Annotated in this window: 20 protein-coding genes and 3 tRNA genes; 20 read left to right on the top strand and 3 right to left on the bottom strand. The window is 52.9% G+C overall.

Annotation, left to right across the window (positions count from 1 at the left end; all coding sequences use genetic code 11):
* Window positions 1–42 precede the first annotated feature (42 nt).
* The 13 genes from MT962_RS17485 (at window position 43) to tcyN (ending at window position 15,564) form a co-directional block, all read left to right on the top strand.
* Window positions 43–1,608: a flagellin gene (locus MT962_RS17485; RefSeq protein WP_247366134.1), complete on the top strand. Its 1,566-nt coding sequence runs from the start codon at window positions 43–45 to the stop codon at window positions 1,606–1,608.
* Between the two features lie 211 nt (window positions 1,609–1,819).
* Window positions 1,820–5,281, top strand: a complete 3,462-nt coding sequence (locus MT962_RS17480; RefSeq protein WP_247366133.1) for a methyltransferase regulatory domain-containing protein — start codon at window positions 1,820–1,822, stop codon at window positions 5,279–5,281.
* 101 nt (window positions 5,282–5,382) lie between these two features.
* Window positions 5,383–6,528, top strand: coding sequence for a DegT/DnrJ/EryC1/StrS family aminotransferase (locus MT962_RS17475; protein ID WP_247366132.1), 1,146 nt, complete (start codon window positions 5,383–5,385; stop codon window positions 6,526–6,528).
* 54 nt (window positions 6,529–6,582) lie between these two features.
* Window positions 6,583–7,275, top strand: coding sequence for a WbqC family protein (locus tag MT962_RS17470; RefSeq protein ID WP_247366131.1), 693 nt, complete (start codon window positions 6,583–6,585; stop codon window positions 7,273–7,275).
* A 7-nt stretch (window positions 7,276–7,282) separates the two neighbouring features.
* Complete coding sequence (locus tag MT962_RS17465; protein WP_247366130.1) at window positions 7,283–8,272, top strand: hypothetical protein; 990 nt, start codon at window positions 7,283–7,285, stop codon at window positions 8,270–8,272.
* A 6-nt stretch (window positions 8,273–8,278) separates the two neighbouring features.
* Window positions 8,279–9,556 carry an ATP-grasp domain-containing protein gene (locus MT962_RS17460; protein ID WP_247366129.1) on the top strand — a complete coding sequence of 426 codons (1,278 nt, stop codon included), beginning with the start codon at window positions 8,279–8,281 and terminating at the stop codon, window positions 9,554–9,556.
* 20 nt (window positions 9,557–9,576) lie between these two features.
* Window positions 9,577–10,647 (top strand): FkbM family methyltransferase, encoded by a 1,071-nt coding sequence (locus tag MT962_RS17455; RefSeq protein ID WP_247366128.1) that lies wholly within the window; start codon window positions 9,577–9,579, stop codon window positions 10,645–10,647.
* A gap of 150 nt (window positions 10,648–10,797) precedes the next feature.
* A complete protein-coding gene (locus MT962_RS17450; protein ID WP_024555916.1) occupies window positions 10,798–11,517 on the top strand; it encodes an RNA polymerase sigma factor FliA in 720 nt (239 codons plus the stop codon).
* A 55-nt stretch (window positions 11,518–11,572) separates the two neighbouring features.
* A complete protein-coding gene (fliZ, locus tag MT962_RS17445) occupies window positions 11,573–12,124 on the top strand; it encodes a flagella biosynthesis regulatory protein FliZ (protein ID WP_024555915.1) in 552 nt (183 codons plus the stop codon).
* An 88-nt stretch (window positions 12,125–12,212) separates the two neighbouring features.
* The gene (gene tcyJ / locus MT962_RS17440; RefSeq protein ID WP_024555914.1) at window positions 12,213–13,013 is read left to right on the top strand and encodes a cystine ABC transporter substrate-binding protein; all 801 of its coding nucleotides are present in this window, start codon (window positions 12,213–12,215) and stop codon (window positions 13,011–13,013) included.
* A gap of 123 nt (window positions 13,014–13,136) precedes the next feature.
* Window positions 13,137–14,123 carry a D-cysteine desulfhydrase gene (gene dcyD, locus MT962_RS17435; protein ID WP_247366127.1) on the top strand — a complete coding sequence of 329 codons (987 nt, stop codon included), beginning with the start codon at window positions 13,137–13,139 and terminating at the stop codon, window positions 14,121–14,123.
* Between the two features lie 23 nt (window positions 14,124–14,146).
* Window positions 14,147–14,815 carry a cystine ABC transporter permease gene (tcyL, locus tag MT962_RS17430; RefSeq protein WP_024555912.1) on the top strand — a complete coding sequence of 223 codons (669 nt, stop codon included), beginning with the start codon at window positions 14,147–14,149 and terminating at the stop codon, window positions 14,813–14,815.
* Window positions 14,812–15,564 (top strand): L-cystine ABC transporter ATP-binding protein TcyN, encoded by a 753-nt coding sequence (gene tcyN, locus MT962_RS17425; RefSeq protein ID WP_024560463.1) that lies wholly within the window; start codon window positions 14,812–14,814, stop codon window positions 15,562–15,564. Before tcyL ends, tcyN begins: the two co-directional genes overlap by 4 nt.
* 77 nt (window positions 15,565–15,641) lie before the next feature.
* Here the strand turns inward: tcyN and MT962_RS17420 are convergent, their stop codons facing one another.
* The gene (locus MT962_RS17420; protein ID WP_247366126.1) at window positions 15,642–17,003 is read right to left on the bottom strand and encodes a CoA transferase; all 1,362 of its coding nucleotides are present in this window, start codon (window positions 17,001–17,003) and stop codon (window positions 15,642–15,644) included.
* Window positions 17,004–17,153: 150 nt separating this feature from the next.
* Between MT962_RS17420 and sdiA the strand changes: the two genes are divergently transcribed.
* Window positions 17,154–17,879: a transcriptional regulator SdiA gene (sdiA, locus tag MT962_RS17415; RefSeq protein WP_048888059.1), complete on the top strand. Its 726-nt coding sequence runs from the start codon at window positions 17,154–17,156 to the stop codon at window positions 17,877–17,879.
* Between the two features lie 67 nt (window positions 17,880–17,946).
* On the opposite strand, the gene MT962_RS17410 is transcribed toward sdiA, so the two are convergent.
* Window positions 17,947–18,171, bottom strand: coding sequence for a DUF2594 family protein (locus MT962_RS17410; protein WP_024555908.1), 225 nt, complete (start codon window positions 18,169–18,171; stop codon window positions 17,947–17,949).
* A gap of 486 nt (window positions 18,172–18,657) precedes the next feature.
* Between MT962_RS17410 and uvrY the strand changes: the two genes are divergently transcribed.
* The 6 genes from uvrY to MT962_RS17380 all read left to right on the top strand — a co-directional run bounded on the left by uvrY (window position 18,658) and on the right by MT962_RS17380 (window position 22,213).
* A complete protein-coding gene (gene uvrY, locus MT962_RS17405; RefSeq protein ID WP_024555907.1) occupies window positions 18,658–19,314 on the top strand; it encodes a UvrY/SirA/GacA family response regulator transcription factor in 657 nt (218 codons plus the stop codon).
* Complete coding sequence (gene uvrC / locus MT962_RS17400) at window positions 19,311–21,143, top strand: excinuclease ABC subunit UvrC (protein WP_247366125.1); 1,833 nt, start codon at window positions 19,311–19,313, stop codon at window positions 21,141–21,143. The genes uvrY and uvrC overlap by 4 nt, the downstream gene beginning before the upstream one ends.
* Before the next feature lie 55 nt (window positions 21,144–21,198).
* Complete coding sequence (gene pgsA / locus MT962_RS17395; protein WP_024555905.1) at window positions 21,199–21,747, top strand: CDP-diacylglycerol--glycerol-3-phosphate 3-phosphatidyltransferase; 549 nt, start codon at window positions 21,199–21,201, stop codon at window positions 21,745–21,747.
* Between the two features lie 163 nt (window positions 21,748–21,910).
* A tRNA-Gly gene (locus MT962_RS17390) sits at window positions 21,911–21,986 on the top strand.
* A 54-nt stretch (window positions 21,987–22,040) separates the two neighbouring features.
* Window positions 22,041–22,114: transfer RNA gene (locus tag MT962_RS17385), tRNA-Cys, on the top strand.
* A gap of 12 nt (window positions 22,115–22,126) precedes the next feature.
* Window positions 22,127–22,213 (top strand) — tRNA-Leu (locus tag MT962_RS17380).
* 310 nt (window positions 22,214–22,523) lie between these two features.
* On the opposite strand, the gene ftnA is transcribed toward MT962_RS17380, so the two are convergent.
* On the bottom strand, window positions 22,524–23,021 hold the full coding sequence (ftnA, locus tag MT962_RS17375; protein WP_024555904.1) for a non-heme ferritin: 498 nt from the start codon (window positions 23,019–23,021) through the stop codon (window positions 22,524–22,526).
* Window positions 23,022–23,121: the final 100 nt, after the last annotated feature.

Here is a 23,121-nt window from a genome sequence, read left to right as displayed (position 1 = left end):
CAGCCCAACAACATCAAGATGTAAATTGATAAGGAAAAGATCATGGCACAAGTCATCAATACTAACAGCCTGTCGCTGTTGACCCAGAACAACCTGAACAAATCTCAGTCTTCCCTGAGCTCCGCTATTGAGCGTCTCTCCTCTGGTCTGCGTATCAACAGCGCGAAAGACGACGCTGCCGGCCAGGCGATTGCTAACCGTTTCACCGCGAACATCAAAGGCCTGACTCAGGCTTCTCGTAACGCCAACGACGGTATCTCTATCGCGCAGACCACTGAAGGTTCTCTGTCTGAAATCAACAACAACCTGCAGCGTGTTCGTGAGCTGTCAGTTCAGGCGACCAACGGTACCAACTCCGATTCCGACCTGAAATCCATCCAGGCTGAAATTACACAGCGCCTGAGCGAAATCGACCGTGTTTCCGGTCAGACTCAGTTCAACGGCGTGAAAGTGCTGGCTTCTGACCAGACCATGAAAATCCAGGTAGGCGCGAACGATGGCGAAACCATCGAAATCGACCTGCAGGAAATCACCTCCAAGACTCTGGGCCTGGATAAACTGGATTTAACTAACCAGGTTAACAGCAAAGATCTGAAAGCGGTTAACGGCACTATTAAAGACGCAGTACCGGCTGTTAACAACCCGGCAGTCGTTAAAAACATCACCTTCAGCTCTGCAAGCGGCACGCCGGAACTGAAAGTAATGGATGACGGTTCTCTGGCAGTTAAAGAGAACGGTAACTACTACGCAGCGACCTACGACGCGAACGCTAACTCCGTAACCTATAGCACCAGCGTTGCTGCAGCGGCTACCTCTGAAGGCAGCCAGACAAGCTTCGTTAACGGTTCTGGTTCTTCCGCTACCCTGGTTGAACTGGCTGACATCACTGGCGCGACCAAAACCAACACCGCTCCGGAGCCGGTTTACACCGTTTACCGTAACGACTCTACCGGTGGTTTCGTTGTTGACGATGGCACCAACACCTACAATGCGACTGTCGATCTGAACTCTGGCGTGGTTACCATTGGTTCTTCCGCCGCTGCGGGGACCACCTCTGCTGGTTATACCGCTGTTTCTTCTGGCGACGTACTGTCCATCCCGGGCTCTACTACGCCTTCTAAAGCGGCTATCACCGTTGATATGTCCGGCGTTTCTCTGGCTGGCACCAACCAGCTGTACTCTCGTGATGTAAAAGATAAAGACGGTAACACCTCTACCGAATACTTCATCAAGAACACTGGCGCAGATGGTAAAGAAACTTACTACAAAGCGACTGCTGACCTGGATGCGGCTTCTTCTACCGCGGGTAAAGTAACCCTGGGCGACGAAGTGGTTGTTGACCCGCTGAGCTCCATCGACAAGGCGCTGCAGAAGGTTGATACCCTGCGTAGCTCCCTGGGTGCGGTGCAGAACCGTCTGGATTCCACCATCACCAACCTGGGCAACACCGTAAACAACCTGTCTTCTGCACGTAGCCGTATCGAAGACGCTGATTACGCGACTGAAGTTTCCAACATGTCCCGCGCGCAGATCCTGCAGCAGGCTGGTACTTCTGTTCTGGCTCAGGCTAACCAGACTACCCAGAACGTTCTGTCTCTGCTGCGTTAATTTCGCTAGCAAGTCAGGTGCTTACAAACCAACCCTCCGGGGTTGGTTTTTTTATATCTGCGATATCGCGGGCCGGATACTGACCAGTGATATGCCAACAGGCAGGTATAACGGGAATTAGGGCTATGAGCGTACGGTTATTACCTCATTGCCGCGCGCGCCGCTTGTTATCGTTAGGCTAATTGATCTTTTCATGAAACAGGGTATTTCCGTGACTATAACTGACGTAACCGAACCCGCCGCAGCGTCGGCTATTTTGAAAAAAGATGCTGTACTGGCGCTAAATGGCCGTGCTTCGCCACAGCATTTACGCGCCGTAGCCAACATGTACGGGATGGAAACGCCGGTTCTGGAAACGGCCAGAGTTTTAACGCTGGGATGCGACACCGGCGCGAACTTGATTCCTTTTTGCTCTGCCTGGCCCGGAGCGGCGGTGATCGGCATTGATATTAGCGCGGAGTCTATTGAGCAAGGACATCAACTGATTACGCGAAGCGGCATCGCTAATTTACAGCTTTATTGCCTGCAGCTTGATGAGTTACTTAGCGTCTCGCCAGGGGAGCAGGACTACATTATTTTGCAGGGTATGTTTACGCTGCTGGATAACGCTTCGCGCGAAGCGGTGCTCGCATGGTGTCGTCAGCATTTAAGCCCTGATGGCATCATTGCCCTGCAATGGCCCTGTTATCCAGGCGCGCGCAGCGAAGAGACGCTGCGGGATGCGCTTTTGCTGCACAGCAGCCTTGCGACAAGCGAAGAAGAAAAAGTTGCCAGCGCAAGAGCGGCGGCAACCTGGCTTTCGCTTGGTATGGCGGAAAATAACTCACAGCGCGCCAGCCTGCAGCCATTGCTGGCACAAATGAACGAACATAACGATACCCAACTGTCGTTGAAGTATCTTTCAGGCCTGAATGAAGCCTCTTATCTTGTTGATTTTAACGAGATGGTTGAGCGAAACGGGCTCGTCTACGTAGGCGATGCCGAACCCTGGACGGAAATTCCCGCTTTTTATGGCGCAACGGTGGCGCAGCTTCATCAAACGATTAGTCCGCAGGCGAATAAAATTGTTCGTCAACAGTACCTTGATTTCGCGGTTAACCGGCAGCAGCGGTTCAGCCTGCTGGCTGGTGAGCAGCATAAGCCTTCCATTCTTGCGCAGCCTGATAAACAACAGTTCAAAACGTTAAACTGGGCCGGGAATTTTCAGCGCCTGTTTCGTGAAAACAAAGCGCAAAATACCGTCATTACGCCAGAGGGATCGTTAGTATCAACCGATCATGCATTAACGTTGCGCGTGCTGGATCTGCTGGGCGAAGTGTGGCCCATGAGTCTCTCTTTTGCGCAGATCGTTCTTCATACCGCGCTGCCGGAAGAAAAGGACGATAACCACGCTAACAATGTATTAAATGTGCTCTGGTCGCTGTTTCTTAAAGGATCGCAGACCCTGTTTTATGGTTCAGGTCCATGTCCTTATAGCCTTAGCAACAACCAAACCCTTGCGGCGCTGCCGGGGTTGATCGCATTAAACGATCCGCAGCAGCCGGTACGTCTGGGGTTTAACCTGTGGCATCAGGCAACAGAGTTAACCGACGATGAGTATGCTTTTATCGCGGATGACACACTGAACATTGAGCTAAACACGCTGGCGATGATGAACATCTTGCGCCGCAAAGGCGTGCTGACCGGCTCTACCCGCGCCTGGCAAAAGTATTTTCAACGCATTATCACCTTACAGACCCCCTCCAGCAGCGTATTGAACATTAACAGCCTGATGATCTTTACTCATTACGGCATGGAAGAGGCGTTTCGCATTACTCACGCAGTAAAAACGGATGCGCGGGCGCGTAAAAAGCATGCGGGCATTTCTGTATATGAAGATGTCGATGAGCGAATTAATAAAAAGCTCAATCAGCTACTTAGTCAGGGTGATAATGTCGGCGCGTGTGAACTGGCGGCAAGCTTAATCAAGGCGTCGCCTGACAATCCACACGTCTGGCACCGTCAGTCTCAGGTTTATGCCCGTCAGGATCGTTATAGCGACGCGCTGAACGATATTGTTAAAGCCATCTCTATTGAGCCAACCCAGTGGGCGTTTTATTACGACTATGCGACCCAGCTATGGCGATTGCAGCATCACTGGATGGCTGAAAAAATTACCCGCTATTGCCTGCGGTTCAATACGACGAGCACGAAGCTATGGGCGTTGCTTTGCGCCCTGGCGAAAGAAAACGAGAATTTTGACGTAGCGGAAAAATGCGCGCGCAAAGCGCTGGCGATAAACCCTGCGCATACCACCTCTTTATCGAATATGGGTACGGTTCTCAGCGCGCAATCGCGTCTTGAAGAGGCTATTCCGTGGATGCGTAAAGCTTATGAAAGCGCTCCGCACGAACTGGTTTACTTTACGAACTACCTGTTTGGTTTGCTGCATTCCCCGACGATTGGAGCGGACTACCTCTTTGCTGAGCATCAGCGCTTTGGCCGCACGGTAGCACGCTGGGCTAAACAGCAGGGCGTCACGTTACCGCTCAACAATAGTAAAGATCCGCAGCGCCGCTTGCGCGTAGGCTTTGTTTCAGGCGACCTGGGTCTCCACCCGGTGACTAACTTTATCCGGCCAATCTGGGATGCCCTGGATGCAGAACAATTTGCGCTCTATGCCTACCAAACATCCAACCGCAACGACGGCATCACGCAGCAGCTAAGAAGAAAAACTGAAGGCTGGTGCGAGGCGCAGAATATGAGCGCGCTGGAACTGGCGAAGCGTATCCATCAGGATGAGATTGATATTGTTATCGATCTGTCCGGGCATACCGATTATAACCGGCTGTTATCCTTTGGTCTGAAGCCTGCTCCGATTGCAATTTCGTTTATTGGCTACCTTGGCACGACGGGGCTTGAGGAGATGGATTATTACATGATCCATGAAAAGATAGCGAAGCCGGGCGAACTGGAAAGCCAGTTTACCGAAGCGCTTATCTATCTCCCGTTTAACCAGCCATTTGCGCTTTTCCATGATGCGCCTGACGTGTCGCCAGCCCCTGCGCTTAGCAACAAGGTCTTTACGTTCGGCAGCTTTAACCGCACCAGCAAAATTAACGACGCGGTCATCACCACCTGGGCTGAGATCCTTAAACGCTGTGAAAACTCACGCATGCTGATTGGCAGCCTGACGGATGAAAAACTGACTCAACGCTACCTTGCTCGTTTCGCCGAGCTGGGGATTGATGAATCACGTCTCATCATGCGCAGGCGGACGTCAATGCCAGAGTACATGCAGATGCATAACGAAGTGGATTTGCTGCTTGATACCTTTCCGTATCCGGGAGGAACGACAGCTAACTATGGCTTGCAGATGGGGGTGCCGAGCCTGACGTATGCGGGCGAAACGCCAATCATGTGTCAGGGCGCGGCGGGCATGCGTCAATATGGGCTTGATGAGTTTGTGGTCACCTCGCGGGAAGAGTACGTCGCCCGGGCGGTTGAAATTGCCGCAGATGTGCACTCGCTTAACAAGCTCCGTCTGGCGTTGCGAGACAAAATTGCTGCACACGCTCAGACTGGCGCAAGCGCTGCTGTCTACTTTGAAGCGGCGCTGCGTGAAGCCTGGAAACGCTACTGCCGGGGCGAGGCCGCCAGCAGTTTTAGCGTAAGAGATTATATGGCGGGTTAAAAGACGCCAAAATCACGGGTTATTTCATGAATTGAAGCCAGGAGGCACGCTCTATGATGGGAGAACGATACATTGCAGAGCGCCGCCTCTCAGGAGTGACTATGAAAAAGGCTGTTTACGTTACAAGTCCGCTGCTTCCGCCACTGGAGGAGTTTACCCCCTATCTGGAGCAGATTTGGCAGAATAAACAGTTAACAAACGCAGGTCCTTTTCATCAGCAACTGGAGCGGGCGTTAGCCGACTATCTTGGCGTTGAGCACCTGAGTTTATTTTCTAACGGTACGCTGGCGTTGCTGACGGCTTTACAGGCGCTACGCGTAACCGGTGAAGTTATCACCACGCCCTATTCGTTTGTTGCGACGTCGCATACTTTGTTATGGAACGACCTGACCCCGGTATTCGTCGATATCGACCCGGTAACCTGCAATCTGGATGCGGAGAAAATCGAACAGGCCATCACGCCCCGGACGACCGCTATTATGCCTGTTCACTGTTACGGCGTGCCTTGTAACGTAGAGCGTATTCAGCAAATTGCCGATATTTATGGTCTGAAGGTCATTTACGACGCGGCCCACGCTTTTGGCGTGAAGCAGCATGGCCGTACCGTGCTGGAGCATGGCGATCTGTCTATTCTCAGTTTCCACGCGACGAAAGTGTTTAATACCATTGAAGGCGGCGCCATCATCTGTCGTGACGCGAAGATGAAAAAGCGCATTGATTACCTCAAAAACTTTGGTTTCGCGGATGAAACGACCGTGGTTGCGGCGGGCATTAACGGCAAAATGAACGAGGTCCAGGCGGCGTTTGGTCTGCTGCAACTGAAACATATCGATAGCGCACTGGAAAAACGCGCTGCGCTGGACGCACGTTACCGTGAACTGCTGATGGACGTGCCCGGCGTCACCCTGATGCCTTTTCCAGAAGAGACCGAGTGGAATCATGCTTATTTCCCTGTCAGAATCGGAGATGAGTATCCTCTCAGCCGTGATGAGCTTTATGCTCTGTTAAAACAAAACAATATTATGTCGCGGCGCTATTTTTACCCGCTTATCAGCAGCTTCCCAATGTATCGCGGCCTGGCCAGCGCGACGCAATCGCTCTTACCCGTGGCGAATCAGATAGCGAATGAAATTCTTTGCCTGCCTATCTATCCGGATCTGGAGCATGATGAGCAAGAAGAGATAGCTAACATCATTAAAGCTGTCACGGTCTCGTCTGCGACATCCGTACTGGATGAAGCGGTGTGAGTCGCGTGGTAAGCAACGTTAATCGTGAAGGCTAACAGGATAGGGGAAAAGGATATGAACGTCGCCATAATGCAGCCCTACCTGTTTCCATGGATTGGTTATTTTCAGCTTATCTATCAGTCAGACATCTTCGTTTTGTACGACGACGCCTGCTTTATTAAGCAAGGATACATCAACCGCAACAGTATATTGTGCCAGGGGCAGGCGCAGCGATTTACGGTACCTGTGCCCGGTGCGTCTTCTAATAAGCGCATTAGCGAGCTTCGCTTTGGCGATCAGGTTGAGAAAATCGTTAAAACAATAAGCCAAAGCTACAGCAAGGCGCCGTATTTTCGGGATGTCATGCCGCTGGTGGAAGCCGTTTTATCTCATCCGGAGCGTGATATTACGGCTTGTTGCCAGAGAGCCATTGAAACTATTTTCAATTACCTCGACATCGAGCGGAAAATCATTCGCTCAGCGGTTCTGGATTATGACCGGTCTGAAAATGCGGAAAATAAAGTTATCGGCATGTGCAAGGCCTTGAAGGGGGATATGTACGTTAACAGTACAGGCGGCCGTCATTTATACCGTGCAGACGCATTCGCGGCGCAGGGTATTACACTGCGTTTTCTCCAGGCTAATAACACCGAGTATGCGCAAGGAAATCACGATTTTATTCCTTACCTTTCGATAATCGATGTACTGATGCATTGCGATCCTGAACAGGTAAAACAGGCGCTGAAAAATTACCACTACGTCAACTGAGCCTAGCATGAATAACACAACGTTTGGCGGCTATTTCCCGTTAGAATTGCCCGCATTTGGCTCACATTATTATCCCGGCGCCAGAGCCTATCGCTCGGCGCGCAGCGCGCTCTATCATCTGCTTATTACCCTGAAGCCATCCCGACTCTGGTTGCCTCAGCTTATTTGCCAGAGCGTTATTGATGCTGTAAGAAAATCCGGTGTCGACATTGCATGGTATCAACTTGATGAAGATTATTTTCCCCGATTATCGCAACAGTTCGAATCGGATGATTGCCTTCTGTATGTTGATTATCTTGGGCACTGCCGCGCGCAGAAGAGCAGATTATTAACAACCTTTCCGCCAGAAAAGATAATTATCGATCACTCTCAGGCGTTCTTTGAGCATATGCCATCCGCACTGGCCAACCTTTACTCGCCGCGTAAATTTTTCGGCATCCCCGATGGCGGGTTGCTGCACACGTTACTGGATATGCCCGTTCCCGATACGCAAGACCGGGGCTCGCTAAGTCACGTTACGCATCTCCTTTTACAGCATGAATATGACACCAGAGCAGGCTACGATGCGTTTCAGCAGGCAGAGTCTGCTCTTGAGGATGTGGCTGCCTGCCGTATGTCAGCGCTGACGGAGAAAATCCTGCGCTCTGTTGATTACCTCCGGATAAAGCAGACTCGGGAGCGTAATTATCATCTTTTACGGCAGCGGCTTGATGAGATAAATGCGTTCCGCTTTACCGATGCTGCCGTAAGCGGCCCTTTCTGTTACCCGTTCTTTTTCCCGGCTCGCAAGTTGCATCAGGCTCTGATTTCACGAGGCGTTTTTGTGGCTACATACTGGCGCGAAGTGCTGGAGAGGGTCGCGCCAGCAAGTGTCGAAGCGAACTATGTCAATTATATGGTTCCTTTACCCTGCGATCAGCGCTACAGCGAAGACGATATAGAACAGCTTATTAAAATCGTGCGGTCAGTCGTCATGGAGCAGCGCATTGAGGACTAAACAAAAATGAAAAAATTAAATGTACTTGTTTTCCCGTGCGGTTCAGAAAACGCAGGGGAGATCGCGCAATCGTTACGCTATTCTCTGCACGTTAATCGTCTCATCGGCGCCTCCAGTTGTGAGGATCACGGACGTTTTCACTTTGCTGATTACATTGGCGATGTGCCGTTTATCCATGCCCCGAATTTTGAAGCTTATTTCAAAGACCTTCTGGCGACGCACCAGATAGATGTGATTTTTGCCACGCATGATACGGTTTGCGAAAAGCTGGCGGAAATGGACGCGTTGGAAGGCTGTTACCTGGTAAACGGCGATCGCCTGACAACGCGCATTGCGCGTCGTAAGAGCCTGACATACAGCGCGTTTGCTGATGCAGACTGGCTCCCTAAGGTCTATCAACCAGGCGAAAAACCGAATAGCTGGCCGGTCATCGTCAAGCCGGACTGCGGGCAGGGCGGCAATGGCGTTGCGCTGGCGCACAACGATGAGCAACTCGCGCAACTCATGAGCTCTGTCGATATGCCGGTTGTTGTTGAATATCTGCCGGGACGGGAACTGACGGTAGATTGCTTTACAAACCGACATGGCGAGGTGGTATGGGCAGGCCCGCGAACGCGCGAGCGGGTGAGGGCGGGCATCGCTATGCGCTCGCAAAGCGTGCCGCTTGATGAAGAGATATCCGCCATCGCCCACGAGATAAACGCGGGGTTGACGCTGCGTGGACCGTGGTTTTTTCAGCTTAAGCAAGACAGCCATGGGCGCTGGAAGTTACTGGAAATATCTTGCCGCGTCGCCGGAACCATGGTCGCGCAACGGGCTCGCGGCGTGAATTTGCCTCTTATGGCGTTGCATGACTTTATGGGCCGCGATGTCGTACCGCTGGTGACGCCACACGTAACGTTGATAGAACGTGCTATCAGAACACGCGCGTTAACACCGTTACGGTATGAAAAGATTTATGTCGATCTGGACGACACGCTAATTATTAATGGGCAGCCTAATTCAGTGGTGCTCGCCTTTTTATATCAAAGCCGCGCCAGCGGTAAATCGCTCCATTTGATCACCCGGCATAAGAATAAACCTGTTGAAACGCTAAACCAGGCGGCAATTTCGCCTTTACTCTTTAACGAAATCATTCACCTGCAAGAAAACGAGAAAAAATCGCTATACGTTACCGGTCCGGCAGTGTTTATCGACAATTATTTCCCTGAGCGGCTTGATGTCGCTCAGCGGGAAGACGTGCTGGTGCTTGATGTCGATGCTGTTGATTTTTATCTTGTTTAATAAATAGAGGTTTTATCGACATGATGCACAATGAGAAAATAGAATTGCTTTGTAAGCAAGTCATGAGCGGTGATGCTCCCTGCTATATTTTTGGCACCACGCCGTACGCTGCTGATATTGCCAGACATATTAACGTAGCTGGCTTTATTGATGATTTTTCATCTGCCGAAACTTTCCATGATTTGCCCGTTATTAAGCTTTCAGCCGTGCCTGAAGCGGCAATTGTGGTATCCGGGATTGTTGACGGCAGGCCCGTCACGGTTAACCGCCTGCTGGAAGGCCGCAAGCTGAATCATCTTGATTACTTTAGCTTCAAAAAATACGCAGGCCTGCCGCTGCGTCCGCTGAAGCATGGGCTGCATGAAGATTTTAAAGATAACTATCTGCAACATCGTAAAAAATTTGACCAGGCATATCAGTTGCTTGCCGACGAACTCTCACGGGAAACGTTTTCAAGGCTTATTAATTTTCGGTTAACTGAAGATATCCACGAGTTAGAGCATTTTGAGTTTCGCCTCAAAGAGATCTACTTTGAGCCATGGATTAACCTGCCTGAACAGGATGCTGTTTTTGTTGATGTAGGTTGTTTCGATGGTGATACGACGCTTGATTTTATTCGTCGCTATCCCTCTTATCGTAGCGTTCATCTTTTTGAACCTGAGCCAGGCCAAATGGAGGCGATTAAAACCAGGCTGAATGGCGTGCGGAACATTCACTATCATCAGTGCGGCACCTCAAACGCCAGGTCCAGTTTGCGATTTACTTCTTCAGGATCGTGGTCTCATCTCGATGAAAATGGCGATATCGTTGTAGAAGTTGATACGCTTGATGCAAAGGTAACGGAAAAAACAAGTTTCATAAAAATGGACGTTGAAGGGCATGAATATGCGACCCTGGAGGGCGCTCGTCTGCATATTATTAACGATCATCCAACGTTAGCAATTAGTGCTTACCACCTGGTCAATGATTTCTGGAAACTTCCTGAGTTAGTTTTTTCAATCCGTAGCGACTACAAGCTTTATATGCGTCACTACACCGAGGGAGTGCTGGAGACGGTGTATTACTTTATCCCGGAAAAAGAAGCGCGCTAACCTTGACAAAACTGGGGCAGGGCACCCATCGCGGGATCCTGCCTCCATAAATCAAATAACCCCCCATTTCCCCCACTATTCCTCCGATTAAAAACTTCTCCAGAAACGGATAATCGTGCCGATAACTCAATTAACGCAGGGCTGTTTATCGTGAATTCAATGTATACCGCTGAAGGTGTAATGGATAAACACTCGCTGTGGCAGCGTTATGTGCCGCTGGTGCGTCACGAAGCATTGCGCCTTCAGGTGCGGCTGCCGGCGAGCGTGGAACTGGACGATCTGCTCCAGGCGGGCGGTATTGGCCTGCTAAACGCAGTCGAACGCTACGACGCCCTGCAAGGAACGGCATTTACCACTTACGCAGTGCAGCGTATTCGTGGCGCGATGCTGGATGAACTGCGCAGCCGCGACTGGGTGCCGCGCAGCGTCCGACGCAACGCGCGCGAAGTGGCGCAGGCTATAGGCCAACTGGAACAGGAACTGGGACGCAACGCCACTGAAACTGAAGTGGCGCAGCGCCTGGATATCCCGCTCGAAGAGTACCGGCAGATGCTGCTCGATACCAATAACAGCCAGCTTTTCTCCTACGACGAGTGGCGGGAAGAGCATGGCGACAGCATCGAGCTGGTCACTGAAGAGCACCAGAATGAAAACCCTTTGCAACAGCTGTTGGAGAGCAATCTTCGCCATCGCGTGATGGAAGCGATCGAATCGCTGCCGGAGCGTGAACAGCTGGTGCTGACGCTCTATTACCAGGAAGAGCTCAATCTCAAGGAGATTGGCGCGGTGCTGGAAGTAGGGGAGTCGCGGGTAAGCCAGCTGCACAGCCAGGCTATTAAACGTCTGCGCACCCGGCTGGGGAAGCTATAACCTGAGTTGCTCACCTGCCGGTAACGCCACACACAGCATTTATTGAGGAGTTATCATGACGGTGCAGCAACTAAAAAGACGGCCCCTGAGCCGCTACCTGAAAGATTTCAAACACGCGCAAACCCACTGCGCGCACTGCCATAAACTGCTTGACCGCATCACCCTGGTCCGCCAGGGTGAGATAGTCAACAAGATAGCCATCGCGCAACTCGATACGCTCATGGACGAAACAGCCTGGGAGGTGGAGCGTCAGGAGTGGGTGGCGCTTTGCCGCTTTTGCGGCGATCTGCACTGCAAAGAGCAGAGCAACTATTTCGATATTATCGGCTTCAAGCAGTATCTCTTCGAACAGACCGACATGAGCCACGGCACTATCCGTGAATATGTTGTTCGCCTGCGCCGTCTCGGCGCGCACCTGACGCAAAAACAGGTGCCGCAGGATCTGGCCTTGCAGGGCGATATCGATGCCCAACTCGACATGTGGCTACCGCTCACCAGCACGAACAATTATCGCATCGCGCTGCGTAAGTACGCCCAGTACCAGGCGCAAAAAGCGCTTCCCCAGACACATAACCCCGCCGCGTCCTCGACATGTGATATATATTAAAAAAGAATAAGTTGTAGCGGAGTCGATTTTGCTTTCTCTGCGAAACTACTTACACTGCGGCTTAACGTTTTGACTCTCTGGGGGAAATATGAAATTAGCTACTTTTGGTCGGCAAGCGCTGATGGGCGTGATGGCGGTGGCGCTGGTCGCCGGCATGAGCGTAAAGACTTACGCTGCGGAAAACCTGCTTAATAAAGTTAAAGAGCGCGGCACGCTGCTGGTAGGGCTTGAAGGCACCTATCCGCCGTTCAGCTATCAAGGCGACGACGGCAAGCTGACCGGTTTTGAAGTCGAGTTCGCCGAACAGCTGGCCCAGCATCTTGGCGTTAAAGCCTCTCTGAAACCGACTAAATGGGACGGCATGCTCGCTTCGCTTGATTCTAAACGCATCGATGTGGTGATAAACCAGGTCACTATCTCCGACGAGCGTAAGAAAAAATATGACTTCTCCACGCCTTATACCGTTTCCGGCATTCAGGCGCTGGTGAAAAAAGAGAACGCGAACAGCATCACTAACGCCGATTCGCTGAAAGGCAAAAAAGTGGGCGTGGGCCTTGGCACTAACTATGAAGAGTGGCTGCGCCAGAATGTCCAGGGCGTGGATATCCGTACCTATGACGATGACCCGACCAAATATCAGGATCTGCGCGTAGGCCGTATCGACGCCATCCTGGTTGACCGTCTGGCTGCGCTGGATCTGGTGAAGAAAACCAACAATACCCTGGCCGCGGCGGGTGAACCGTTCTCACGTCAGGAAGCGGGCGTGGCGCTGCGTAAAGGCAATGAAGATTTGCTGAACGCCATTAACCAGGCTATCGCCGATATGCAGAAGGATGGCTCGCTCAAGCAGCTTTCTGAGAAGTGGTTTGGCGCGGATGTAACCAAATAAGCGACGTTTTGCAGAAAAAAGGTGCTGATTTCAGCACCTTTTTTTATTGTATTCTGCCGGGCGCAGTCTGGGTGAATCATAATAAAACGTTACGCCATATCTGAAACGGCAACCGGAGGCTGTATGTCTTTGCAAAATTTAACCCGCTTTGCGCGCCTCGAACTGATTGGCGCGCCCACGCCGCTTGAGTATCTGCCGCGCCTGTCAGATTACCTGGGGCGCGAAATCTACATTAAGCGCGACGACGTCACCCCGGTGGCGATGGGCGGCAACAAGCTGCGCAAGCTGGAGTTTCTCGCCGCCGAAGCGTTGCGCGAAGGCGCGGATACGCTTATCACCGCCGGCGCCATTCAGTCTAACCATGTGCGCCAGACGGCGGCGGTGGCGGCGAAGCTTGGGCTTAACTGCGTGGCGCTGCTGGAAAACCCAATGGGCACGCGCGCTGAAAACTACCTCAGCAACGGCAACCGCCTGCTGCTGGATTTATTCAACGCCCAGATTGAGATGTGCGCGGCGCTCACCGATCCGGATGCGCAGCTCAACGAGCTTGCCACCCGCGTGGAAGCGCAGGGCTTTCGTCCTTATGTCATCCCGGTCGGCGGTTCCAATGCGCTGGGCGCACTCGGCTATGTGGAAAGCGCGCTGGAAATCACCCAGCAATGCGAAGGCGCGGTTGAACTCTCTTCTGTGGTGGTCGCCTCCGGCAGCGCAGGGACCCACGCCGGGCTGGCGGTGGGGCTGGAGCAACTGATGCCGGAAGTCGACCTGATTGGCGTGACGGTATCGCGCAAGGTTGAGCAGCAAAAACCGAAAGTTGTGGCGCTGCAACAGGCGGTCGCGCAGGCCCTGGAGCTGGAAGCGCGTGCGGACATCCTTTTATGGGATGATTATTTTGCCCCGGCTTACGGCGTACCTAACGACGAAGGGATGGAGGCGGTAAAACTGCTGGCGCGCCTTGAAGGCATTCTGCTCGACCCGGTATACACCGGGAAAGCGATGGCCGGGCTCATTGACGGCATTGCACAGCAACGCTTCAAAGACCACGGACCGATTCTCTTTGTTCATACAGGCGGCGCGCCGGCGCTTTTCGCCTATCATCCGCATATCTGATAACCCTGGGTGCGATTTATATAATGCAAGAAAGTATTCAACTGGTGCTCGACTCCGCCCCCTTTTTGCTGCGGGGCGCCGTTTTTACGCTGCAGCTTAGCATCGGCGGCATGTTTTTCGGGCTGGTGCTCGGTTTTGTGCTGGCGCTGATGCGCCTGTCTCATATCTGGCCCATCTCCTGGCTGGCGCGCTTTTATATTTCGATTTTTCGCGGCACGCCGCTTATCGCGCAGCTCTTTATGATCTACTACGGCCTGCCGCAGTTTGGCATTGAGCTGGACCCTATCCCGGCGGCCATGATCGGACTGTCGCTGAACACCGCGGCTTATACCTCGGAGACGCTGCGCGCGGCGATTTCCTCTATCGATAAAGGGCAGTGGGAAGCGGCGGCGAGTATCGGCATGACGCCGTGGCAAACGCTGCGCCGCGCCATTCTGCCGCAGGCGGCCCGCGTAGCGCTGCCGCCGCTCAGCAACAGCTTCATCAGCCTGGTGAAAGATACCTCGCTCGCCGCCACCATTCAGGTGCCGGAGCTGTTCCGTCAGGCGCAGTTGATAACGTCGCGCACGCTGGAAGTGTTCACCATGTATCTGGCCGCTTCACTGATTTACTGGGTAATGGCGACGGTGCTCTCCGCGCTGCAAAACTATTTCGAAAACCAGCTGAACCGACAGGAGCGCGAACCGAAATGAGTGCGATTGAAGTAAAAAAACTGGTGAAAGCGTTCCACGGCCAGACGGTGCTGCACGGCATTGACCTTGAGGTCGCAGAGGGAGAGGTCGTGGCGATTATCGGGCCGAGCGGCTCCGGGAAAACGACGCTGCTGCGCAGCATCAACCTGCTGGAGCAGCCCGACAGCGGCACCATCAGAGTGGGCGAAATGCTCATCGACGCCGCGAAGCCGATGAGCCAGCAGAAAGCGCTGGTGCGGCGGCTGCGCCAGCATGTCGGGTTCGTGTTTCAGAGCTTTAATCTCTTCCCTCACCGTACAGTGCTGGAAAATATTATCGAAGGGCCGGTTATCGTTAAAGGCGAACCCAAAGCCGAGGCCGCTGCCCGGGCGCGTGAATTGCTGGCGAAAGTCGGGCTGACCGGGAAAGAGACCAGCTATCCTAAGCGTCTCTCCGGCGGGCAGCAACAGCGCGTGGCGATAGCCCGGGCGCTGGCGATGCGTCCGGACGTTATCCTCTTTGACGAGCCGACGTCTGCGCTGGACCCGGAGCTGGTGGGAGAGGTGCTGAATACTATTCGCCAGCTTGCCGAAGAGAAACGCACTATGGTTATCGTTACGCATGAGATGAGCTTCGCCCGCGACGTGGCGGACCGCGCCATTTTCATGGACCAGGGACGCATCGTGGAGCAGGGGCCAGCGAAATCACTCTTCGCTAACCCGCAACAGCCGCGTACCCGGCAGTTTCTTGAGAAGTTCCTGAACGCCTGAGGCGCCTGCTCTGACCCTCTCCCCGACGCAGGGGAGGGGAGTTCTGAACCGCAGCGCTGCCTCAACGCCGCAGGATATCACCAGGCCCACTTCGCCTCGTCGCTGCCGAGCGGCGAGGGCGCGCGTGACCAGGCAAGCGGCGTACCCGCAAGCCACAGCGGCGGTTTGAGCCGCGCCCCCAGCCCGAAAGAAGACCACTCATAAAAAGGCAGCTCGTCATACCGGCTTCGTGCGGGAAACGCTGTCTCCTGCCGCTGGGGATGCGCCATCAGAAACGCCGCCGTGCGCGCCAGCGAAAGCCGCGCCCGGTAGCCCTGCTGAGCATGTAAACGGTGATAAAGTCCCTTCAGCACAGCGGCGGCCATCATGTAGCCCGTGGCGTGATCGAGCGCCTGCACCGGCAGCGGGGTAGGCTTGTCGCTCCCTTGCCAGAGCATGCCGGCATGCGCGATGCCGCAGGCCATCTGCACCAGGCTGTCGAAGCCCCGACGGTTGCGCCACGGCCCGCTCCAGCCCCAGGCGTTCAGCGAAACATCCACCAGGTCTGGCGCCAGCGCGCTTCGCGTTTCCTCATCAAAACCCAACGCCGCCAGCGCATCGGCCCGGTAGCCATGCACCACGACATCCGCCTTCGCCAGTAAATCACGTAGCCGCGCCTTGCCTTCCTCGCTTTTGAGATTGAGCCGCGCGCAGCGTTTCCCCGCCGTGATTTCCTCTTCCAGGGTCGGTTCGGCCCAGCCGGGCGGGTCAATGCGCAGCACCTGCGCGCCGAGCCCGGCCAGCAGCCGTGTGGCGACGGGCCCTGCGATAATGCGCGTCAAATCCAGCACGCGAATGCCAAGCAGGGGTCTGGCAGCAGGGAGCCGCCATGGCGCCGCTGGGGCTGCGCCCGTGAATTGCTGTATAAAGAGCGGTTCGCACGCGACCGCCGCACCCTGCGGGTGGCTGCGCCATTCACTTTCGCTGCGCATCGCCGCCGCGCAACCGCCAGCCTGCGCGATGGCGTCTTCAAGCGCCACGCTTCGCCAGCCTTTTACCGTCGCGGCCAGCGCTTCCCGGTCCGCGTGAATGCCCAGCACGCGCTCCATCGCCTGGCGATGATGGGCGGCGTTAGTATGCAGCCTTATCCAGCCATCCTGCGTTGCGTAATCTCCGGCAAAAGGATCCCAGAGCGCGGGAGCAGGGCGGTTAAGCGGCCGCAGGCTCATCTGGAACCACTGGCTCGCCAGCCTGCGGTCAACTTCTGGCGTGGCGTTGGAAGAAATAAGGCGCTGCAGCGTGCCGGCTACCAGCGCAATACTTGCCGCCGCAATATCGCTAACGGCAAAGCAAGAAGGCAGCGCGCCGCGATGAATATATAAAATATCCGGCGGCGAATTTTCCTGTAATTCACGCCAGAGTTCGGTAAAGACAGAAGCTGTCTCGGTTGGTTTACACATTTTTCTCTCCTGCTTATCGCATAAACCTTAGCAAGAGATTTCTTCTCATGTGGGCTTCAATGATAATGTGTATAAATGATTTCAAAGAAATGATACGTTATATTCGTATAATTGGACGATATTAATAACGCAGGGGAATAGTCGCACAGCATGAAGGAAAGTGATTTTTTTGACTGGCGACAGCACATGCTGAACCGCTTTCAGTCAATCGCAACTGCCGATGAGATTTACGACCTGCTACACCAGCAAACGCAAAACTTAGAATTTGATTATTTCGCGCTTTGTATTAAGCATCCCGTTCCTTTCACACGGCCAAGACTAACACTTTATACCACCTACCCGCAGGCGTGGTTAGATCACTATCAGGCGGAGAATTATTTCGCCATCGATCCCGTGCTTAAACCACAAAATTACCAGCGTGGTTTTCTTAACTGGGATGATGCGCTTTTCGCGGCGCCCGCGGAGGAGTTATGGGCCAGAGCCCGTGATTTCGGGCTGCGCAGGGGGATAACGCAGTGCGTGATGGCGCCTAACCGCGCGCAGGGTTTCCTTTCGATTTCGCGCACGCAAGTGAATGGGAAAACGCTTGATGATGATGAACTGGAATTGCGTCTTCAGTATTTGACGGAATTAAGCATGATGACCCTGGCCCGGCTTGAAGACCCGGCGATGGCCTCTCTTGAGATGAGGCTCAGCAAAAGGGAAAAGGAGATTTTGCAATGGACGGCGGAGGGGAAAACCTCGGCGGAAATAGCCATTATTCTCGCTATTTCTGAGAACACGGTTAATTTCCATCAGAAGAACATGCAGAAAAAATTCAACGCGCCAAATAAGACGCAGATTGCCTGTTACGCGGCGGCGATTGGACTGATATGAGTTTTACTTAAGTTCTGCGTGTCAGACAGCAAAAAGGCAGCCAGTTTTTCCCTGGCTGCCTTTTTTATTACTGGCGGTAAGCTTGTTTAATTTGCTTAACCGTATTGCTGAAGACAGCGGCCTGCGCTTCGTTTTCCATTTCAGCAATCTGCTTTTCCATTTTAATAATAACCCGACCGGCATCGGCCTGCCCCATAGCCTGCAGCATTTGGGTGATCAGGCCTTTCAGACAGGCGACTTCCAGAGCCAGTTCCTGCAGATTGTCAGCGGTGGAAAAATCAGGGGTGCTCATCTCTTTTCCTCTGTGTAATGGCGCAACGATAAGGCGCGGCGAGATTGTTGAGGGCGCGGAGTATACCACAAGGCGCAGAAAAGTAATCAATGCGCATTTTTTGTACGTCTGCCGGGTTGGGTTTACCGTGACAAACGTATTTTTTATACGAACTTTGCTTAATGTGAGGAAGATTTTTCGCGGCGTTAAATAATATGTTTCAGGTTGGTTTTTGGAAGGTTAATTAATAAAAGCTTAAATATAGATTTATTTTCCTGATAACTGATAAAAAAGTTATATGAAACTAAATCATTGAAATGTAATGATTTATTTTTCTATCGTTTCGGTCTCTTGCCATTTTTTAGGTACGGCTGTCGCATTTTATTTCCAAAAACGAGAGGGCAAACCGGCTCAGCGGACGTTTTGCGTTTTAAAGTTGACTTAAAACCCGTTAATATACGGCGAATTGGCTTTAGCAGCGTTATCCCTTTTCTGGAGAGTTTTCCATTGATCAACGTTCTTCTTGTTGATGACCATGAACTGGTGCGCGCAGGGATACGACGCATTCTTGAAGATATCAAAGGCATAAAAGTGGCGGGCGAAGCCTGCTGCGGTGAGGACGCCATTAAATGGTGCCGCGCGAATCCGGTCGATGTCGTGTTAATGGACATGAGCATGCCGGGTATTGGCGGCCTTGAGGCAACCCGTAAAATCGCCCGTTACTCTTCTGACATCAAAGTGATTATGTTAACCGTGCATACGGAAAATCCGCTGCCCGCCAAAGTCATGCAGGCTGGCGCGGCGGGTTATCTCAGCAAAGGCGCCGCGCCCGCGGAAGTGGTCAGCGCCATTCGCTGCGTTCATGCCGGTCAACGCTACATCGCCTCAGACATTGCGCAGCAGATGGCGCTCAGCCAAATCGAGCCCGCCAAAACGGAATCGCCGTTTGCCAGTTTGTCTGAACGCGAATTGCAGATTATGCTCATGATTACCAAAGGCCAGAAGGTCACTGAGATTTCTGAACAACTTAATCTCAGCCCTAAAACGGTGAACAGCTACCGCTACCGAATGTTCAGTAAGCTGAATATCCATGGCGATGTGGAGCTGACTCACCTGGCAATCCGCCATGGCCTGTGTAATGCGGAGACGTTAACAAGTCAGTGAGTGAAGTTTTTGATTCTAAATCTTTCCTGAAAACCGTGACCAGCCAGCCTGGCGTCTACCGAATGTATGACGCCAGCGGCACGGTTATCTATGTCGGTAAGGCAAAAGATCTCAAGAAGCGCCTTTCAAGCTACTTTCGCAGCAACCTCGCGAGCCGGAAAACTGAAGCGCTGGTCGCGCAAATCCAGCAGATTGACGTGACGGTGACGCACACCGAAACGGAGGCGTTGCTGCTTGAGCATAACTACATCAAACTTTATCAGCCGCGTTACAACGTTCTGTTGCGTGATGATAAATCCTACCCCTACATCTTTCTGAGCGGCGACACCCATCCGCGGCTTGCCATGCACCGTGGCGCGAAGCATGCCAAAGGCGAATATTTTGGCCCGTTCCCGAACGGGTACGCGGTGCGTGAAACGCTGGCGCTGTTGCAAAAAATCTTCCCGGTTCGCCAGTGTGAAAACAGCGTTTACCGCAACCGTTCGCGTCCTTGTCTGCAATACCAGATTGGCCGCTGCCTTGGGCCGTGCGTTGAAGGGCTGGTGAGCGAAGAGGATTATGCGCAGCAGGTGGAATATGTGCGCCTGTTCCTCGCCGGAAAAGATGACCAGGTGATAAACCAACTGGTGGCGCGCATGGAGAAAGCGAGCCAGAGCATGGAGTTTGAAGAGGCTGCGCGCATCCGCGACCAGATTCAGGCCGTGCGCCGCGTGACGGAAAAACAGTTTGTCTCCAACACGGGCGACGATCTGGACGTGATCGGCGTGGCGTTTGATGCGGGCATGGCCTGCGTGCATGTGCTGTTTATTCGTCAGGGTAAAGTGCTGGGCAGCCGCAGCTATTTCCCGAAAGTGCCCGGCGGCACCGATTTAGCCGAAGTGGTGGAGACATTTGTCGGGCAGTTTTACCTGCAGGGAAGCCAGATGCGTACGCTGCCTGGGGAGATCCTGCTCGACTTCGCGCTGGCGGACCAGAACGTACTGGCGGAGTCGCTCAGCGAACTGGCGGGACGTCGCGTTCACGTTCAGACCAAACCGCGAGGCGACCGCGCCCGCTACCTGAAGCTTGCGCGCACCAACGCCGCGACGGCGCTGACGACAAAGCTTTCGCAACAGTCGACCATCAGCCAGCGGCTCGCCGCGCTTGCGAAAACGCTCGATCTCCCGGATGTGAAGCGCATGGAGTGTTTTGATATCAGCCATACTATGGGCGAGCAGACAGTGGCTTCCTGCGTGGTCTTTGACAGCAACGGCCCGGTGCGGGCGGAATATCGCCGCTACAATATTACCGGCATTACGCCTGGTGATGACTACGCTGCGATGAACCAGGTGCTGCGTCGCCGTTATGGTAAAGCGATTGATGAAAGCAAGGTGCCGGATCTTATCCTGATAGATGGCGGGAAGGGGCAGTTGGCGCAGGCCAAAGCGGTATTTGCCGAACTTGAGGTGCCCTGGGATAAACACCACCCGCTGCTGCTCGGCGTGGCAAAAGGCAGCGACCGTAAGGCGGGGCTGGAAACGCTTTTCTTCGAACCGGAAGGGGAGGGGTTCTCTTTACCGTCTGATTCGCCCGCGCTGCATGTTATCCAGCACATTCGTGATGAATCCCATAACCATGCGATAACCGGACATCGTAAAAAACGGGCTAAGGTTAAAAACACCAGCACGCTGGAAGAGATAGAAGGCATTGGACCGAAACGCCGCCAGATGCTGCTGAAATATATGGGCGGATTGCAACCTTTGCTTAACGCTTCTGTTGAGGAAATTGCAAAAGTTCCAGGTATCTCGCAGGCGCTGGCAGAAAAGATCTACTACTCGTTGAAACATTAGGGGCTATGTAGCAACATAGCGGTAATTTCACTGACGACAGATAGTTACCTGCATTATGCAATTCAATATTCCTACGCTGCTGACCCTGTTTCGCGTCATCCTGATTCCGTTTTTTGTGCTGGCGTTTTATCTGCCGTTTCACTGGGCGCCCTTTGTCTGCGCCCTTATCTTTTTTTTCGCGGCCATAACCGACTGGTTTGATGGCTATCTGGCCCGCCGCTGGAACCAGAGCACCCGTTTTGGCGCCTTTCTTGATCCGGTCGCCGATAAAGTTATGGTCGGGATAGCGATGGTGCTGGTGGCGGAGCATTACCACAGCTGGTGGATAACCCTGCCGGCCGCAACCATGATCGCCCGTGAAATTATTATCTCAGCGCTGCGCGAATGGATGGCGGAGCTGGGCAAGCGCAGCAGCGTGGCGGTTTCCTGGATTGGCAAAGTAAAGACCACGGCGCAGATGCTGGCGCTGATCGGTCTGCTGTGGCGTCCTAATATCTGGATCGAGTATGCTGGCATCGCGCTCTTTTTCATCGCTGCGGTATTAACGTTCTGGTCAATGTTCCAATATTTGAACGCTGCGCGGGGCGATTTGCTCGAACGGTGATCTATCCGGCGCAAAATTCAGCAAACAAACCGGCTGGTGGGAAAATTTCGTTGACTCACTGCGTCAGGTAAGTAGAATGCAACGCATCGAACGGCGGCACGGTTTGCCGGAAGATAAAGAAATCAAGCAATTAACTTAGCAACAAGTTAAGTCGCTCTGATAAGCGGGAATAGCTCAGTTGGTAGAGCACGACCTTGCCAAGGTCGGGGTCGCGAGTTCGAGTCTCGTTTCCCGCTCCAGTTTAAAAAGCACTGGCCGTTAAGGCGGGTGCAGCCTGAAAAGGCGAAGAATCTGGCGCGTTAACAAAGCGGTTATGTAGCGGATTGCAAATCCGCCTAGTCCGGTTCGACTCCGGAACGCGCCTCCACTTTCTTCCCGAGCCCGGATGGTGGAATCGGTAGACACAAGGGATTTAAAATCCCTCGGCGTTCGCGCTGTGCGGGTTCAAGTCCCGCTCCGGGTACCACTGGGAAAGACAAGAATAATCAAAGCAATAAGCAGTGTCGTGCAAAACCACCGAAAGGTGGTTTTTTTATTGGTAATGCTTATTGGCTGCCGTTTTTTACTACGTCACGTTCCTTTTCACGCTGAAGCGATGCTTGCTGGTGTTAACGTTTTCGGTTGTACCTGGCGTAACAGGAGGAAACGAAACATCCTCTCTCTTCAACTGCGCCATAGTGGCGCTGAAATCCATTATCAGCACGCCGCCATAAAAAAAGCAGACATAAAATAATGTCTGCTTCGCTTGTATCTGTTAATTTCACTGACTGGCGTAATTAAGCCTGCGCATCCAGCGTGGCGAGTTCTTTATCGATAAAATAAAGCCCTTCGCCGCTTTTCCCGACCAGGCTCAGCTTATCGATCACCGATTTAAATAATTTTTCTTCTTCGTGCTGCTCAGCGACATACCATTGCAGGAAATTAAAGGTCGGGTAATCCTGACCCATCATGGCGGCATGGGCTAATTCATTAATCTTGCGCGTAATCAACTGTTCATGCTCATAAGTCGCTTTAAACAGTTCGTCGAGCGAAGCGTATTGCGCGAAAGGCGAAGGAATCGCGTTGATTTGCGGCAGGCTGCCGGTATCCGTCAGGTAATCAAACAGACGCTGCATATGCGTCATCTCTTCCTGCGCGTGGCGGCGCAGGAAAGCGGCGGCCCCTTCAAAACTGTGGTAGCTGCACCAGGCGCTCATCTGTTGATAAAGCAAAGAGGAATAGAGCTCCAGGTTCATTTGCTCATTAAGTTTTTCCATCATATCGGGTTTAAGCATGTTTGCGCTCCGCAAGAGAATGAAGATGGCGGCACTATAATTTGTTATTTATCTATTTGCAAAAGGTAAAATAAATAAGACAGTTAAGTAAAAATGCAAA

Source organism: Franconibacter sp. IITDAS19, from assembly GCF_023079515.1.
Lineage (GTDB): Bacteria > Pseudomonadota > Gammaproteobacteria > Enterobacterales > Enterobacteriaceae > Franconibacter > Franconibacter pulveris.
The sequence above is the reverse complement of the archived record's forward strand: the minus strand, read 5'-3'. Positions and strand labels throughout refer to the sequence as shown.

What these genes read in the sequence shown, in the direction of transcription:
- MT962_RS17475 (WP_247366132.1), top strand. Translation starts at nt 5,383, where the DNA reads ATGAAAAAGGCTGTTTACGTTACAAGTCCGCTGCTTCCGCCACTGGAG.
- tcyJ (WP_024555914.1), top strand. Translation starts at nt 12,213, where the DNA reads ATGAAATTAGCTACTTTTGGTCGGCAAGCGCTGATGGGCGTGATGGCG.
- MT962_RS17470 (WP_247366131.1), top strand. Translation starts at nt 6,583, where the DNA reads ATGAACGTCGCCATAATGCAGCCCTACCTGTTTCCATGGATTGGTTAT.
- pgsA (WP_024555905.1), top strand. Translation starts at nt 21,199, where the DNA reads ATGCAATTCAATATTCCTACGCTGCTGACCCTGTTTCGCGTCATCCTG.
- MT962_RS17460 (WP_247366129.1), top strand. Translation starts at nt 8,279, where the DNA reads ATGAAAAAATTAAATGTACTTGTTTTCCCGTGCGGTTCAGAAAACGCA.
- MT962_RS17410 (WP_024555908.1), bottom strand. Translation starts at nt 18,171, where the DNA reads ATGAGCACCCCTGATTTTTCCACCGCTGACAATCTGCAGGAACTGGCT.
- tcyN (WP_024560463.1), top strand. Translation starts at nt 14,812, where the DNA reads ATGAGTGCGATTGAAGTAAAAAAACTGGTGAAAGCGTTCCACGGCCAG.
- MT962_RS17420 (WP_247366126.1), bottom strand. Translation starts at nt 17,003, where the DNA reads ATGTGTAAACCAACCGAGACAGCTTCTGTCTTTACCGAACTCTGGCGT.
- ftnA (WP_024555904.1), bottom strand. Translation starts at nt 23,021, where the DNA reads ATGCTTAAACCCGATATGATGGAAAAACTTAATGAGCAAATGAACCTG.
- fliZ (WP_024555915.1), top strand. Translation starts at nt 11,573, where the DNA reads ATGACGGTGCAGCAACTAAAAAGACGGCCCCTGAGCCGCTACCTGAAA.
- dcyD (WP_247366127.1), top strand. Translation starts at nt 13,137, where the DNA reads ATGTCTTTGCAAAATTTAACCCGCTTTGCGCGCCTCGAACTGATTGGC.
- sdiA (WP_048888059.1), top strand. Translation starts at nt 17,154, where the DNA reads ATGAAGGAAAGTGATTTTTTTGACTGGCGACAGCACATGCTGAACCGC.
- tcyL (WP_024555912.1), top strand. Translation starts at nt 14,147, where the DNA reads ATGCAAGAAAGTATTCAACTGGTGCTCGACTCCGCCCCCTTTTTGCTG.
- MT962_RS17465 (WP_247366130.1), top strand. Translation starts at nt 7,283, where the DNA reads ATGAATAACACAACGTTTGGCGGCTATTTCCCGTTAGAATTGCCCGCA.
- MT962_RS17455 (WP_247366128.1), top strand. Translation starts at nt 9,577, where the DNA reads ATGATGCACAATGAGAAAATAGAATTGCTTTGTAAGCAAGTCATGAGC.
- MT962_RS17485 (WP_247366134.1), top strand. Translation starts at nt 43, where the DNA reads ATGGCACAAGTCATCAATACTAACAGCCTGTCGCTGTTGACCCAGAAC.